A 14,436-nucleotide genomic window follows, 5' to 3' on the forward strand; every position below is an offset into this window, starting at 1 on the left:
TTAAAGCTCCTTTTCTACTTCAATAACTTTTCCTCGACGGAGAAAGAGTGCAACGACAAAACCGATAATGGCAAAGGATAAGCCAATAGCAAAGGATGTATGGAAGCCTTTTAGACTAGCATCTAACAATTGAGAAGCATATTCTAGCGGGTTTTGCTCTTGTAGTAATTTTGAAGGTTTATTGTTGTTGATAACGTTTTGAGTCACACTGGATAATAAGGCAACGACAATAGCCGAAGCAATTTGACGTGCTGTATTATTTGAAGCTGTTCCGTGGGCAGCCTCATGTGGTGGCAGTGCACTCATAGCCGAAGCTGTTAAAGGCATCATGATCATGGCAATACCAAACATACGAACGGCATATAATAGGGTGATATAGTGATCAGGGGTTGTCCCAGTAAGGAAAATAAAAGGAATAGTTCCTATACCAAGAATCGTAAAGCCGATTAAGGCAAGGCGACGCGCACCGACTTTATCATAGGCGCTACCAGCAAGGGGACTAATAATCCCCATGATGAGAGCTCCAGGCAGTAGGACAAGTCCAGAATCAAGGGCAGATAGACCATGTACGTTTTGTAAGTACAGTGGTAACATCATTTCCACTCCCATCATAGCCATCATAGATAAGGCGATGGCAAGCGTGGTAACAGAGAATTGTTTAACCTTGAAGACACGAATATCTAGGAAGGGTTGTTCCAAAGTTAATTGTCGTCGGATAAAAATTGCGATAATAATAACCCCTATAAGAATTGGCATGATAACATTGGTTAAGTTTCCCCAACCATCACTAGCCACGTTAGTAAATCCCCAGAGAAAGAGGCCAAATCCAATAATAGACAAAATAAAAGAAGGAAAATCTAAGGTCATTTTTTTGTTGGGGATAACATCTTTGATAAAGATGGGTGACAGTAAAAATGAAATGGTTAAAATCATTAATGGTAAAACAAAAATAGCACGCCATGTCAAATTATGTCCGAACAAGATGATATCGTGCTTCAATAGCCAACCTGCAAAGGTAGGTCCAATGGCAGGAGCTAGTCCAACAACTAAGCCACTAAGTCCCATCGCAGCCCCGCGTTGTTCAGCTGGGTAAATATTGACCATTACCACCTGCATAAGAGGCATGGTAATTCCAACAGCAACAGCCTGAATGATTCGACCTACCAAAAAGAGGGTCCAATTGCTTGTGGGTGCTAGAGCTGTGATGACTAGTCCGACAACCAATATAGCGTAGGCTGATACATAGAGCCACTTGGTTGAAAAACGAGTTGCAAGATAAGCTGAAACAGGGATCATAATACCATTTGCTAATAAGAACCATGTGGTTGCTTGTTGAGCTGTAGCTAAGTTAATATGGAAACTGTCCATCAAGGTTGGTATGGCAGTCCCAAGACTGGTTTGATTTAAAATACCGGCAAAGGTAGCGACTAATAGTAAAATAACCATGGCCGTCCGATTAAAAGGTTTGCCGTGTATATCAACTTTATAATCTGTTGACATTCTTCTCTCCTTTAGATGAATGATGAATATGCTGATTCTAGGATATGTTAAAGTTTCAGAAATCAACATAGTTACCCTGAGAACTATACCACAAACCCAAATAAGCTGCAATTAATTTGTATCATTTTTTAGAGTTATTAGGGGAAAATTTTAAAAAAATTGTCATTAGGCAAAAGGTAAATCTACTGATTTAAAGACTTATTTTTGCTATAATGAAATTACTATGATTACGAGGAGTTCATTTGCAAGGAAGAATTATTAAATCTTTGGCTGGCTTTTATTATGTCGAGTCTGAAGGAAGAGTGTATCAAACACGCGCGCGTGGCAATTTTAGAAAAAAAGGGCAGGTTCCCTATGTGGGCGACTTTGTGGATTTTACAGCAGAGGATAACTCGGAGGGTTATATTTTAGCTATACATGAACGCAAAAATGAGCTGGTCAGACCACCTATTGTTAATATTGACCAAGCTGTTGTGATTATGTCGGCCAAAGAACCGGACTTTAATACTAATCTTTTGGACCGTTTTTTGGTTCTCTTGGAAAATAAAAACATTAGACCGATCGTTTATATTTCTAAGCTGGACTTACTAGAAGACCTGACGGATATTGAAGATATCAGTCATCACTATGAGCAGATAGGCTATGATTTTGTCATGTCACTTGATCAGCTTCTACCTCATTTAAAAGACAAAGTAACCGTTTTTATGGGTCAGACAGGTGTCGGCAAGTCCACGCTTCTCAATAATATTTCCCCAGAGTTGGGCCTTGAAACGGCAGCTATTTCTGATAGCTTAGGGCGCGGACGCCATACCACACGTGCTGTTAGTTTCTATAATGTTAATGGGGGAAAAATAGCTGACACGCCAGGATTTTCTAACTTAGATTATGCTATTGATAATGGAGAAGACCTTAGTGAAGCATTTCCTGAAATCAGACATTTTAGCCATAACTGTAAGTTTAGATCCTGCAGCCATCGCCACGAGCCTCAATGTGCTGTTATAGCAGCTGTGGAAACTGGACAGATATGGCAAACTCGTTATGATAATTATTTACAATTTCTCAGTGAGATCGACAATCGACGCGAAACCTTTAAAAAAGTAATCAAAAGAAAGTAGGGTATTGAAAATGACAAGTCACAAGATTGCACCTTCTATTTTAGCGGCTGATTATGCTAATTTTGCCGCGGAGTTAAAACGTATTGAGGAAACAGATGCTGAATATGTGCATATTGATATTATGGACGGCCAATTTGTTCCTAATATTAGCTTTGGTGCAGATGTGGTCGCTAGTATGCGCAAACACAGCAAACTGGTTTTTGACTGTCACTTGATGGTGGTTGATCCTGAGCGTTATGTTGAAGCATACGCGCAAGCAGGTGCCGATATTATGACTATCCACCTTGAGAGTACCAGACATATTCATGGTGCCCTACAAAAAATTAAAGCGGCAGGAATGAAAGCGGGAGTTGTTATCAATCCTGGTACGCCAGTGGGTGCCCTTGAGCCAATTCTGTCGCTGGTTGATCAAGTTCTGATTATGACAGTAAATCCTGGCTTTGGTGGGCAAGCTTTTATTCCTGAGTGTTTAGATAAGGTGCAAAAAGTCGTTGAGATGCGTCAAAGGGCTGGTTTAGATTTTGATATTGAAGTTGATGGTGGCGTTGATGATAAAACGATTGCAGCCTGTGCAAAAGCAGGTGCCAATGTTTTTGTAGCAGGGTCTTATCTCTTTAAAGCTGATGATTTGGTTTCTCAAGTTCAAACATTAAGGTTGGCTTTAGATGCTTAACATAGCTTTAGTTGCTGGCGGTGATTTACAGGCCATTCCAAAACATTTTGATCTCTATTGTGGTATTGATCGTGGTAGCCTTTTTGTCATTGAAGAAAACTTGCCTTTAACTTATGCCGTTGGTGATTTTGATTCAGTCTCTGAGTCAGAATTATCAAGGATCAAAATGAGGGCTAAACACATGGTGCAGTCGCCTGCCGAAAAAAACGATACCGATACTGAGTTAGCTTTAAAAACAGTTTTTGGCGACTATCCAGAAGCAGAGGTAACAATTTTTGGAGCCTTTGGAGGAAGATTGGATCATTTGTTGGCCAATCTATACTTGCCCAGTAATCCAGATTTAAAGCCTTTTATGTCGCAGATTAGTCTGGTTGATCAGCAAAATCATGTGCAATTTCGTCCAAGTGGTTGTCACCTCATTCATCAAGTGGAAGGTATGACTTATGTTTCCTTTATGACGACGGGTCAAAATCCCTTGACCATTAAAGGTGCTAAATATGACTTAACTAGTTCAAATTATTTTGAGAAAAAGATTTATTCTAGTAACGAGTTTATTGGACAACCAATAGAAGTTAGTGTCGATTCTGATGACATTATTATTATTCAAAGTAGAGACAGGAGTTAATTTGGAAGTTCTTATTGTAATTCTACTTATCCTTATGGGGATTATTATTGTCGTGCTTTATCAAAAGGTTCAGTCCTTAGAAGCTCAATTCCAAAAGACTTTGGAGGGCAATGCTGATAATTTGTCGGATCAATTATCTTACCAACTAGAAAGTTATAGTAAAAATCAAATTATTGAGGTAAGTTCCTTGTTGAACCGTAACCAAACAGAGCTTTATCAACAACTTAATGATTTAAAGACAGTTTTGTACCATAATTTATCAGAGAGTCGTGATCGTAGTGATCAGAGATTGGAGCTGATTGACAAGAATCTTTCACAATCAGTCAAGCAAATGCAGGACTCTAATGAAAAACGTTTAGAAGAGATGCGTCGGACTGTGGAGGAAAAGTTAGAAGAGACTTTGAATAAGCGTCTACAAGTTTCTTTTGAAACAGTGTCAAAACAATTGGAAAATGTTAACCTTGGTTTAGGTGAGATGCGAACAGTTGCTAAAGATGTCGGCACTCTAAATAAAGTGCTATCCAATACTAAAACACGTGGCATTTTAGGAGAACTTCAGTTAGGGCAGATTATTGAAGATATTCTGACAGTCCAACAGTATGAAAAAGAGTTTTCGACCATTAAAGGTTCTAGTGAACGAGTAGAGTATGCCGTTAAACTCCCTGGTCAGCATGAGGGAGAATATGTTTATCTTCCGATTGATTCCAAATTTCCTTTGGAAGACTATTATCGTTTAGAAGATGCTTATGAATCTGGAGACAAAGAGCGTATTGAACAATCTCGTAAAGCCTTGCTTACCGCTATTAAACGTTTTGCTAAAGATGTCAACAAGAAATACATCAAGCCTCCTGAAACGACCAACTTTGGGATTCTATTTTTACCAACCGAGGGTCTCTATTCTGAAGTGGTTCGAAGCGCAGCCTTTTTTGATGCCCTTCGAAGAGAAGATAACATCGTTATTGCAGGTCCGTCTACTTTATCGGCTCTGCTTAATTCCCTATCGGTAGGCTTTAAAACTTTAAATATTCAAAAAAATGCTGATGACATTAGCAAAATTTTAGGCAATGTTAAAATTGAGTTTGAAAAGTTTGGAACTATTTTAGTCAAAGCCCAAAAACAAATTTCGACAGCAAACTCAACCTTAGACAACTTAATTTCAACGCGGAGTAAGGCCATTGTTAGGGCCTTGACAAAAGTCGAAACATACCAAGATAAGGATACTGAAGCTTTGCTTAACATACCTGATATAGAAGAGGACACCTATGAAAATTAATCAAATGAAGAAAGACCAACTGTTTGAGGGCTTTTATCTGATCAAATCGGCAGAAGTAAGGAAAACAAGAGCTGGTAAGGATTATATTTCCTTTACTTTTCAAGATGATTCTGGTGAGATTTCAGGCAATCTTTGGGATGCACAACCTTACAATGTTGAGGAATTTGTGGCTGGGAAAATTGTTCATATGAAAGGGCGCCGCGAGGTCTATAATGGGACTCCTCAAGTTAACCAAATTACCCTTCGTAATACAAGAGAAGGGGAGCCAAATGACCCACGTGACTTTAAAGAGAAGGCACCAGTGAGTGTTGGTGATGTCCGCGATTACTTAGAACAAATGCTTTTTAAAATTGAGAATGCAACTTGGCAAAGAATTGTTAGAGCGCTTTACCGAAAATTCGATAAGGAATTTTATACTTATCCAGCTGCTAAAACTAATCACCATGCTTTTGAATCCGGTCTAGCTTATCATACTGCAACCATGGTTCGTTTAGCAGATAGTATTGGAGATATCTATCCCGACTTAAACAAGAGTCTGCTTTTTTCTGGGATAATGCTTCATGATCTAGCCAAAGTATTAGAGTTGACAGGCCCAGATCATACAGAATATACTGTTCGAGGAAATTTAATTGGTCATATTTCTTTAATTAATGAAGAAATTACAAAAGTTATCAATGAGCTACAAATTGACGATACCAAAGAAGAAGTTATTGTCCTTAGACATTTGATTTTGAGTCATCATGGTCAACTGGAGTATGGTAGTCCAGTTCGTCCAAGGATTATGGAAGCTGAAATACTGCACATGATTGACAATATTGATGCTAATATGATGATGATGTTAACAGCTCTGAATCGTGTAGGAGAAGGTGAAATGACTAACCGGATTTTTGCCATGGATAACCGCTCATTTTACAAACCGAAGTATTAAATGTTACATTTTGGTTAAATTATTATCAAAAGTACGAGAATAGCGTAAAAAGGCGATTTGTCGCGCTTGCGAACGTTCGTCTTTTTTTTGCCTTTATGATATAATTTTTTTAAAGTACATTATTATGGGGTCAGAATGAAATTAAGACGTAGCGAAAGAATGGTTGTTATCTCAAATTACCTGATTAACAACCCCTATAAGTTAACTAGTTTAAATACATTTGCAACAAAATATGAAGCGGCGAAATCTTCTATCTCAGAGGATATTGCTATTATCAAAAAAGCATTTGAAGAGTCAAATATCGGTGAAATTGAAACCTTGACTGGAGCTAGTGGAGGTGTTATTTTTACGCCAAGCATCTCAGAAGAAGAAGCTAGGGCTATTGTCCAAGATTTGTGTCAACGTCTTTCGGAAAATAACCGTATTTTACCAGGTGGTTACATTTATCTGTCTGACCTCTTAAGTACACCAAAAATTTTACAAAATATTGGCCGGATTATTGCTAACGCCTTCAAAGGACAAAAAATAGATGCTGTTATGACAGTGGCTACAAAAGGAGTTCCTTTGGCTAACGCAGTTGCCAATATTTTAAATGTTCCCTTTGTTATTGTTAGACGCGATTTAAAAATCACAGAGGGTTCAACAGTATCCGTTAACTATGCTAGTGCTTCTAGTGACCGTATCGAAAAAATGTTTTTATCAAAACGTAGTTTACGACCAAATAGTAGGGTACTTATCGTAGATGACTTCCTTAAAGGTGGAGGCACTATCACAGGAATGATTAGCTTGTTATCTGAGTTTGATAGTCATTTAGTGGGAGTAGCGGTCTTTGCAGAGAATGCTAAAGAAGAGCGTGAAGATATGATTTACAAGTCACTTCTGAAAGTTTCAGAAATTGATGTAAAGAATAACAAAGTCGTTGTTGAAGTGGGGAATATTTTTAATGATTGACGAAGAGAGAAAAGGAAATAAAATGGAATTTGAAACAAATAAGAGTAAACAACTCAAAAATACCATTGCTTTGACGTCGACTTTGGCGTTGCTTGGAGCTAGCATTGGGATGCAACAACAGGTAAAGGCAGAGGAGAACACTGAGAATAGTACTCCTAATACTGGAACTAGTGATCCTAGTTCACCTAAAGCTACAGCAGAAGAAACGAAAAAAAGTCTTGATGCGAAAGAAGCTAAGCTTGAAAAGCAAAGTTCAGAGTTAGACTCTGTTAATACAGATATCAAAACTACTAATGAACAGATTGCAGGCTTAGAGGCTGAGCGCCAAGCTAAAGAGGAAGAGCTTGCAAAGGCAAAACAAACTCTAGAAACAGTGTCAAATGCTTCTGAAACAGAATTTAATGCATTAGTAGATAAACATAAAGAAGAAATTTCTAAAACTGAAAATCAGATTCAAGTTGCTCAGGCTACTGAAACACAAATTTCAAAGCAGGTTAATGCTCAAACTTCTGAAGTGACTGCTGCTACTAATGAAGCTAAAAGATTAGTCGAAAGAGCTGCGGTAGCTAAAAAACAAGTAACAGATTTAAATAACTTGGTTAACAAACCTAAAACAATTGCGACAGAAGCAGAAAATGCCACTAAAGCAGTTCAGACTGCTACTGCTGATTTAGCGAAAGCCCAGAAAAATTTAACAAGTGTTACTAGTACTACAAAAACCCAACTTTCAAATGAACTAGCTTCTAACCAAAAGAGTCTTGAAAGTAAAAAAGCAGAATTAGCTAAGGTTCAATCAACTACAGGGAATACAACAGTTAACATTCTAGGTGCAAACAAGATGGTTGCTCCAGCAGGCTTCCCTATTAACGAAATTAAAAAATTAGTATCAAGTGGTTACATTGGTAGTCAGTCCTACGTTAATGCCTACAATTCGATGCAATCGACGCTAGTTGCAAAAGCAAGCCCTGGTGCTTCAATGAATCACTATGTTGATATTGCTAAAGATTTGAACCGTTTCGTTAACCCAGATAAATTAACACCAGAAGTTCAAAATGAATTGGCACTCTTTGCAGCTGCGATGATTAATTCTGTTCGTCAACAACTTGGTTTACCTCCAGTTGTTGTCTCTGAGGGGGCACAAGCATTTGTTCGAGCTTTAACAACCTCTTATAAAGCAACTCACGGAACAAAGGTGCCATCCTTTACCTATGGGCAACCGGGTGTAGCAGGCCACTATGGTGTTGGACCACACGATAAAACCTTAATTGAACGAGCAGCCACAAGTGTTGGACTTATCCCAAATGATGATAATATGTATGAAGATATTGGTTTCTTCAACGATGTTCATACTGTTAATGGAATCAAGCGCAGCATTTACAATACAATTAAGTATATGCTTTTCACTGATCACCTGCACGGGAACACCTTTGGTCATACTGTTAACCTTCTTAGGGTGGATAAAAGTAATCCAAATGCTCCAGTACACCTCGGCGTTTCTACTGAAACAGTGGCAGGTCTAGGAACCCACTTTGTTGTTTTCCCAGCGACAAATATTCGTAATGCTAGCCTGTTTAACCAAAAACTTGTTTCCGGCTCTAGCCTAGTAGCTGTTGATACTGCAAAGGTTTCAACCTTGAAAACAAGTATTGCAAATATTACAAACAAGATTAACTCACTTAAAGGGCGCCTTGCTCAAATCTCATCTGAAGCTCCGGTCAAAGCGGCACAAAACCAAGTCAATCTAAAAAAAGCTCAGTTAACTGCCGCAAAAGCTTTGTCAGCATCATTATCTGAACAATTAACGAAACTCAATCAGTCTAAAGATGAATTGACTAAGCAACTTAAAGCAGCACAAGGGAATCAGGTTGACATCAAAGCTAAATTAGACAAAGCCTTGAGTGCATTATCAAACAAAAAAGTTGATCTTCATAGACTTGAAACAAAACAAAAAGCGCTTAAAGCCCAAGTGACGTCTTTAGTTGCGAAAAAAGTTGAACTTAAAAAAGTGTTAGAGTTAAACTTAGCTCCTAATCGTAAGGAATTGGCTAAACAAAGGCTTAACGCTGCTCAGAATGGCTTGAAACAAATCACCGCGTCATTGGCAGAGAAGAATAAACAGTTAGTAGATTTGACGTCTTTAAAAGATAAGCTTGAAGCAGAGATTAATATGACAAGTCGACATGTATTTGTCTTAAAAGATCATCTCAAAAAACAGCTTGCAGATGAGGCGATGATAATGACAAAAGAGTTTAAGTCTGATTCAAACAGGGCTCTTGCTCCAGTGGCTCTCCTTGCAGATGCTGCATCTAAAACAGCTTCAGATCTTGTTGCCAAAACAGCTCAAACAATTGTTTCAAATGCCGCTACAGTCGCAAAAGAAGCTATTGCAATTGTTCCAGATGTTGTTGGTAATCAGAATATTGTTGGTAAAGTTGCGGAGAGTGTGACTAAAAATAATAAATCTAGCCAAAAAGAATACGTAGCAGGTTCGACAACAGCAGGCAATAGTGCAAGCTCAAGTGATGAAAGCACAAAACGTGCTATCCGTGCGGGAGTAGTTATGTTGGCAGCAGTTGGCGTAACCGGATATAAGCTTCGTAAAGGCAGTAAAAAATAAGAAAATCTAACAAATCAGTTTGACAAAAAGTACTGTCCATGTTACTATAGTAGACGGTACTTTTTACTTTTGGTCTCTCAAAAGTGTACAGAGACGTGCTGACAATTGTTGCAAAAGTACACCCAGATTTAGGCTGTCACCAAGTGCTAAATCAACCAAAAATAAAAAACACAGGAGAATGTAGATGCCTACAATTAACCAGTTGGTACGTAAACCACGTAAATCTAAAATTGAAAAATCAGATTCACCAGCTTTGAACATTGGTTATAACAGTCATAAAAAAGTTCACACTAAAATGTCTGCCCCACAAAAACGTGGAGTTGCAACACGTGTTGGAACTATGACACCTAAAAAACCTAACTCAGCCCTTCGTAAATTTGCTCGTGTACGTTTGAGCAACCTTATTGAAGTGACAGCATACATCCCAGGTATTGGACACAACTTGCAAGAACACAGTGTTGTTCTTATTCGTGGTGGACGTGTAAAAGACCTTCCAGGGGTACGTTACCATATCGTTCGTGGTGCACTTGATACTGCAGGTGTTGCTGATCGTAAACAAGGCCGTTCTAAATACGGTGCTAAACGTCCAAAAGGATAATAGAAGGGGGATAAGAATCAATGAGTCGTAAAAATCAAGCGCCTAAGCGTGAAGTATTACCAGATCCATTATATCATTCAAAAATTGTAACACGTCTTATCAACCGTGTTATGCTTGATGGTAAACGTGGTACAGCTGCTACTATCGTATACGATGCTTTTGCAACAATCAAAGAAGCAACAGGAAATGATGCTTTAGAAGTTTTTGAAACAGCAATGGAAAACATCATGCCTGTACTTGAAGTACGTGCACGTCGTGTTGGTGGATCAAACTACCAAGTCCCAGTTGAAGTTCGTCCAGAACGTCGTACAACTTTAGGTCTTCGTTGGTTAGTTAACGCATCACGTGCTCGTGGTGAACACACTATGAAAGAACGTCTTGCAAAAGAAATCATGGATGCTGCAAACAATACAGGTGCATCTGTTAAAAAACGTGAAGACACTCACAAAATGGCTGAAGCTAACCGTGCCTTTGCACACTTCCGTTGGTAAGATAGTTCAATTTTTAAAAATTGAGTTAAGACAACAATCAAGTTTCATAATCTTGTTAACGGGTAGGTCCTGCCTATCCGTTTTTTATAAATCATGATATAATGAACTTATCAAAAAAAATATAGGAGAAAAAACCTAATGGCCCGCGAATTTTCACTAGCAAAAACTCGTAATATTGGTATCATGGCTCACGTTGATGCCGGTAAAACAACTACAACAGAGCGTATTCTTTACTATACTGGTAAAATCCATAAAATTGGTGAAACTCACGAAGGTGCGTCACAGATGGACTGGATGGAACAAGAACAAGAACGTGGTATTACAATCACATCTGCTGCGACAACTGCACAATGGGATGGTCACCGTGTTAACATCATCGACACACCAGGACACGTAGACTTCACCATTGAAGTTCAACGTTCACTTCGTGTACTTGATGGAGCAGTTACTGTTCTTGATGCACAATCAGGGGTTGAACCTCAAACTGAAACAGTTTGGCGTCAAGCAACTGAATATAAAGTTCCCCGTATCGTTTTTGCTAACAAGATGGATAAAATCGGTGCAGACTTCCTTTACTCAGTAAGCACACTTCACGATCGTCTTCAAGCAAATGCTCATCCAATTCAATTACCGATTGGTTCTGAAGATGATTTCTCTGGTATCATTGACTTAATCAAAATGAAAGCCGAAATCTATACTAACGATTTAGGAACAGACATCCGCGAAGAAGAAATTCCTGCGGAATATGTGGATCAAGCAAATGAATACCGTGAAAAATTAATTGAAGCAGTTGCAGAAACTGATGAAGAATTAATGATGAAATACCTTGAAGGTGAAGAAATCACTAATGAAGAACTTGTTGAAGGTATCCGTAAAGCAACTATCAATGTTGAATTCTTCCCAGTTCTTTGTGGTTCAGCTTTCAAAAATAAAGGTGTTCAATTGATGCTTGATGCTGTTATTGACTACCTTCCAAGTCCACTTGATATCCCTGCAATTAAAGGTGTTAATCCAGATACAGACGAAGAAGAAACACGTCCAGCATCTGATGAAGAGCCATTCGCAGCTCTTGCCTTCAAGATCATGACTGATCCATTTGTAGGTCGTTTAACTTTCTTCCGCGTTTACTCTGGTATCCTTGAAAGTGGTTCATACGTAATGAACACTTCAAAAAATAAACGTGAACGTATTGGTCGTATTCTTCAAATGCATGCAAATACTCGTAAAGAAATCGAAAAAGTGTATGCTGGAGATATTGCTGCTGCGGTTGGTTTGAAAAATACTACAACTGGTGACTCATTAACTGATGAAAAAGCTAAAGTTATCCTTGAATCAATTGATGTTCCGGAACCAGTTATTCAATTGATGGTTGAGCCTAAATCAAAAGCTGACCAAGATAAAATGGGTGTTGCTCTTCAAAAACTTGCTGAAGAAGATCCAACTTTCCGTGTTGAAACAAACGTTGAAACTGGTGAAACAGTTATCGCTGGTATGGGTGAGCTTCACTTAGACGTCCTTGTTGACCGTATGAAACGCGAATTTAAAGTGGAAGCAAATGTAGGAGCTCCTCAGGTATCATACCGTGAAACATTCCGTGCTTCAACTCAAGCGCGTGGATTCTTTAAACGCCAATCTGGTGGTAAAGGTCAATTCGGTGATGTTTGGATTGAATTTACACCAAATGAAGAAGGTAAAGGATTTGAGTTCGAAAATGCTATCGTTGGTGGTGTGGTTCCGCGTGAATTTATCCCAGCTGTAGAAAAAGGACTTATTGAGTCAATGGCAAATGGTGTTCTTGCTGGATACCCATTGGTTGACGTAAAAGCTAAACTTTATGATGGTTCATACCATGACGTTGACTCATCAGAAACTGCCTTCAAGATTGCAGCATCACTTGCCCTTAAAGAAGCAGCTAAATCTGCACAACCAGCAATCTTAGAGCCTATGATGCTTGTTACGATTACAGCTCCTGAAGATAACTTAGGAGATGTTATGGGCCATGTTACAGCACGTCGTGGTCGTGTTGATGGTATGGAAGCTCGTGGTAATGTTCAAGTTGTCCGTGCATACGTTCCACTTGCTGAAATGTTTGGATATGCAACAATTCTTCGTTCAGCTACCCAAGGACGTGGTACATTCATGATGGTATTTGACCATTACGAAGATGTTCCAAAATCTGTACAAGAAGAAATTATCAAAAAAAATCACGGTGAATAATCACTAATAAAGAAGCTGAGGGAGATACCTTAGCTTCTTTTTTGTTTGTGAATATCCTTGTTGGACAAATACTATATAACAGTGAAAACACTTTCAAAAAACCCAGTCTTATCAAGCTTTAAGTGGATTTTTTAGTTTGTGAAAATAGTTATATTGTTTGCAATTTTACTGAAATAGTTATATAATAGTTCTGTTGAAAGGTTGACGCAAATCTCTACTAGTTAATCTTTTCACAATAGGAAGGGACATTCCCTTAATAATAATTCTTTTGATTTTCATAAGGAGGAAATCACTAATGGTAGTTAAAGTTGGTATTAACGGTTTCGGTCGTATCGGACGTCTTGCATTCCGTCGTATTCAAAACGTTGAAGGTGTTGAAGTTACTCGTATTAACGATCTTACAGACCCTAACATGCTTGCACATTTATTGAAATATGATACAACTCAAGGTCGTTTCGATGGAACTGTTGAAGTTAAAGATGGTGGATTTGAAGTAAACGGAAACTTTATTAAAGTTTCTGCAGAAAAAGATCCAGAAAACATTGACTGGGCAACTGATGGTGTTGAAATCGTTCTTGAAGCAACTGGTTTCTTTGCTAAAAAAGCAGCTGCTGAAAAACATTTACATGCTAATGGCGCTAAAAAAGTTGTTATCACAGCTCCTGGTGGAGACGATGTTAAAACTGTTGTATTTAACACAAACCATGACATCCTTGATGGATCTGAAACAGTTATCTCTGGTGCTTCATGTACTACAAACTGTTTAGCACCAATGGCTAAAGCTTTACAAGATAACTTTGGTGTAAAACAAGGTTTAATGACAACTATCCATGCTTACACTGGTGACCAAATGGTTCTTGACGGACCACACCGTGGTGGTGACCTTCGCCGTGCTCGTGCTGCTGCAGCTAACATTGTGCCAAACTCAACTGGTGCTGCTAAAGCAATCGGTCTTGTTATCCCTGAATTAAATGGTAAACTTGATGGTGCTGCACAACGTGTTCCTGTTCCAACTGGTTCTGTTACAGAGTTAGTAGCAGTTCTTGAAAAAGAAACTTCAGTAGAAGAAATCAATGCAGCTATGAAAGCAGCAGCTAACGATTCTTATGGTTACACTGAAGATCCAATCGTTTCTTCAGACATCGTTGGTATGGCATACGGTTCATTGTTTGATGCTACTCAAACTAAAGTACAAACTGTTGATGGACAACAATTAGTTAAAGTTGTTTCATGGTACGATAACGAAATGTCTTACACTGCTCAACTTGTACGTACTCTTGAGTACTTTGCAAAAATTGCTAAATAATACTAATAAGTGAAAAGGAAGAACTATTTCTTCCTTTTTTTGTAAATTTTTTTCCGAATAATTAGTAGGAATATCTGGGATATTCTTTGTATAAATGAAGGTTGCCTTTCAATTACTTGAAAATAACGAAAAATGGATTTCA

Annotated in this window: 12 protein-coding genes; 11 read left to right on the forward strand and 1 reads right to left on the reverse strand. The window is 38.4% G+C overall.

The window, feature by feature from the left end:
* Positions 1 to 1,500 (reverse strand): MDR family MFS transporter, encoded by a 1,500-nt coding sequence (locus STRPS_RS05635; protein ID WP_007892342.1) that lies wholly within the window; start codon positions 1,498 to 1,500, stop codon positions 1 to 3.
* Positions 1,501 to 1,742: 242 nt separating this feature from the next.
* Here STRPS_RS05635 and rsgA point away from each other — a divergent pair, with 242 nt between their 5' ends.
* From rsgA to gap, 11 genes are all read left to right on the forward strand, one after another.
* Positions 1,743 to 2,615: a ribosome small subunit-dependent GTPase A gene (gene rsgA, locus STRPS_RS05640; RefSeq protein WP_007892529.1), complete on the forward strand. Its 873-nt coding sequence runs from the start codon at positions 1,743 to 1,745 to the stop codon at positions 2,613 to 2,615.
* A gap of 10 nt (positions 2,616 to 2,625) precedes the next feature.
* Positions 2,626 to 3,288, forward strand: coding sequence for a ribulose-phosphate 3-epimerase (gene rpe, locus STRPS_RS05645; RefSeq protein ID WP_007892353.1), 663 nt, complete (start codon positions 2,626 to 2,628; stop codon positions 3,286 to 3,288).
* Entirely contained in the window at positions 3,281 to 3,913 is a 633-nt protein-coding gene (locus tag STRPS_RS05650) for a thiamine diphosphokinase (RefSeq protein ID WP_007892349.1), read from the forward strand. The genes rpe and STRPS_RS05650 overlap by 8 nt, the downstream gene beginning before the upstream one ends.
* Positions 3,914 to 3,947: 34 nt before the next feature.
* Positions 3,948 to 5,186 (forward strand): DNA recombination protein RmuC, encoded by a 1,239-nt coding sequence (locus STRPS_RS05655; protein ID WP_408646532.1) that lies wholly within the window; start codon positions 3,948 to 3,950, stop codon positions 5,184 to 5,186.
* Positions 5,176 to 6,114: a 3'-5' exoribonuclease YhaM family protein gene (locus STRPS_RS05660; RefSeq protein WP_007892396.1), complete on the forward strand. Its 939-nt coding sequence runs from the start codon at positions 5,176 to 5,178 to the stop codon at positions 6,112 to 6,114. The genes STRPS_RS05655 and STRPS_RS05660 overlap by 11 nt, the downstream gene beginning before the upstream one ends.
* A gap of 135 nt (positions 6,115 to 6,249) precedes the next feature.
* Positions 6,250 to 7,065 (forward strand): pur operon repressor, encoded by an 816-nt coding sequence (gene purR, locus STRPS_RS05665; RefSeq protein ID WP_007892515.1) that lies wholly within the window; start codon positions 6,250 to 6,252, stop codon positions 7,063 to 7,065.
* A gap of 22 nt (positions 7,066 to 7,087) precedes the next feature.
* Positions 7,088 to 9,682: an SEC10/PgrA surface exclusion domain-containing protein gene (locus STRPS_RS05670; protein WP_037598998.1), complete on the forward strand. Its 2,595-nt coding sequence runs from the start codon at positions 7,088 to 7,090 to the stop codon at positions 9,680 to 9,682.
* A gap of 184 nt (positions 9,683 to 9,866) precedes the next feature.
* Complete coding sequence (gene rpsL, locus STRPS_RS05675) at positions 9,867 to 10,280, forward strand: 30S ribosomal protein S12 (protein ID WP_003085715.1); 414 nt, start codon at positions 9,867 to 9,869, stop codon at positions 10,278 to 10,280.
* A 20-nt stretch (positions 10,281 to 10,300) separates the two neighbouring features.
* The gene (gene rpsG, locus STRPS_RS05680) at positions 10,301 to 10,771 is read left to right on the forward strand and encodes a 30S ribosomal protein S7 (protein ID WP_003085033.1); all 471 of its coding nucleotides are present in this window, start codon (positions 10,301 to 10,303) and stop codon (positions 10,769 to 10,771) included.
* A gap of 138 nt (positions 10,772 to 10,909) precedes the next feature.
* On the forward strand, positions 10,910 to 12,988 hold the full coding sequence (gene fusA, locus STRPS_RS05685; RefSeq protein WP_003085284.1) for an elongation factor G: 2,079 nt from the start codon (positions 10,910 to 10,912) through the stop codon (positions 12,986 to 12,988).
* Positions 12,989 to 13,283: 295 nt separating this feature from the next.
* On the forward strand, positions 13,284 to 14,294 hold the full coding sequence (gap, locus tag STRPS_RS05690; protein ID WP_007892541.1) for a type I glyceraldehyde-3-phosphate dehydrogenase: 1,011 nt from the start codon (positions 13,284 to 13,286) through the stop codon (positions 14,292 to 14,294).
* Positions 14,295 to 14,436 lie beyond the last annotated feature (142 nt).

Source organism: Streptococcus pseudoporcinus LQ 940-04 (assembly GCF_000188035.1).
Classification (GTDB): Bacteria; Bacillota; Bacilli; order Lactobacillales; family Streptococcaceae; genus Streptococcus; species Streptococcus pseudoporcinus.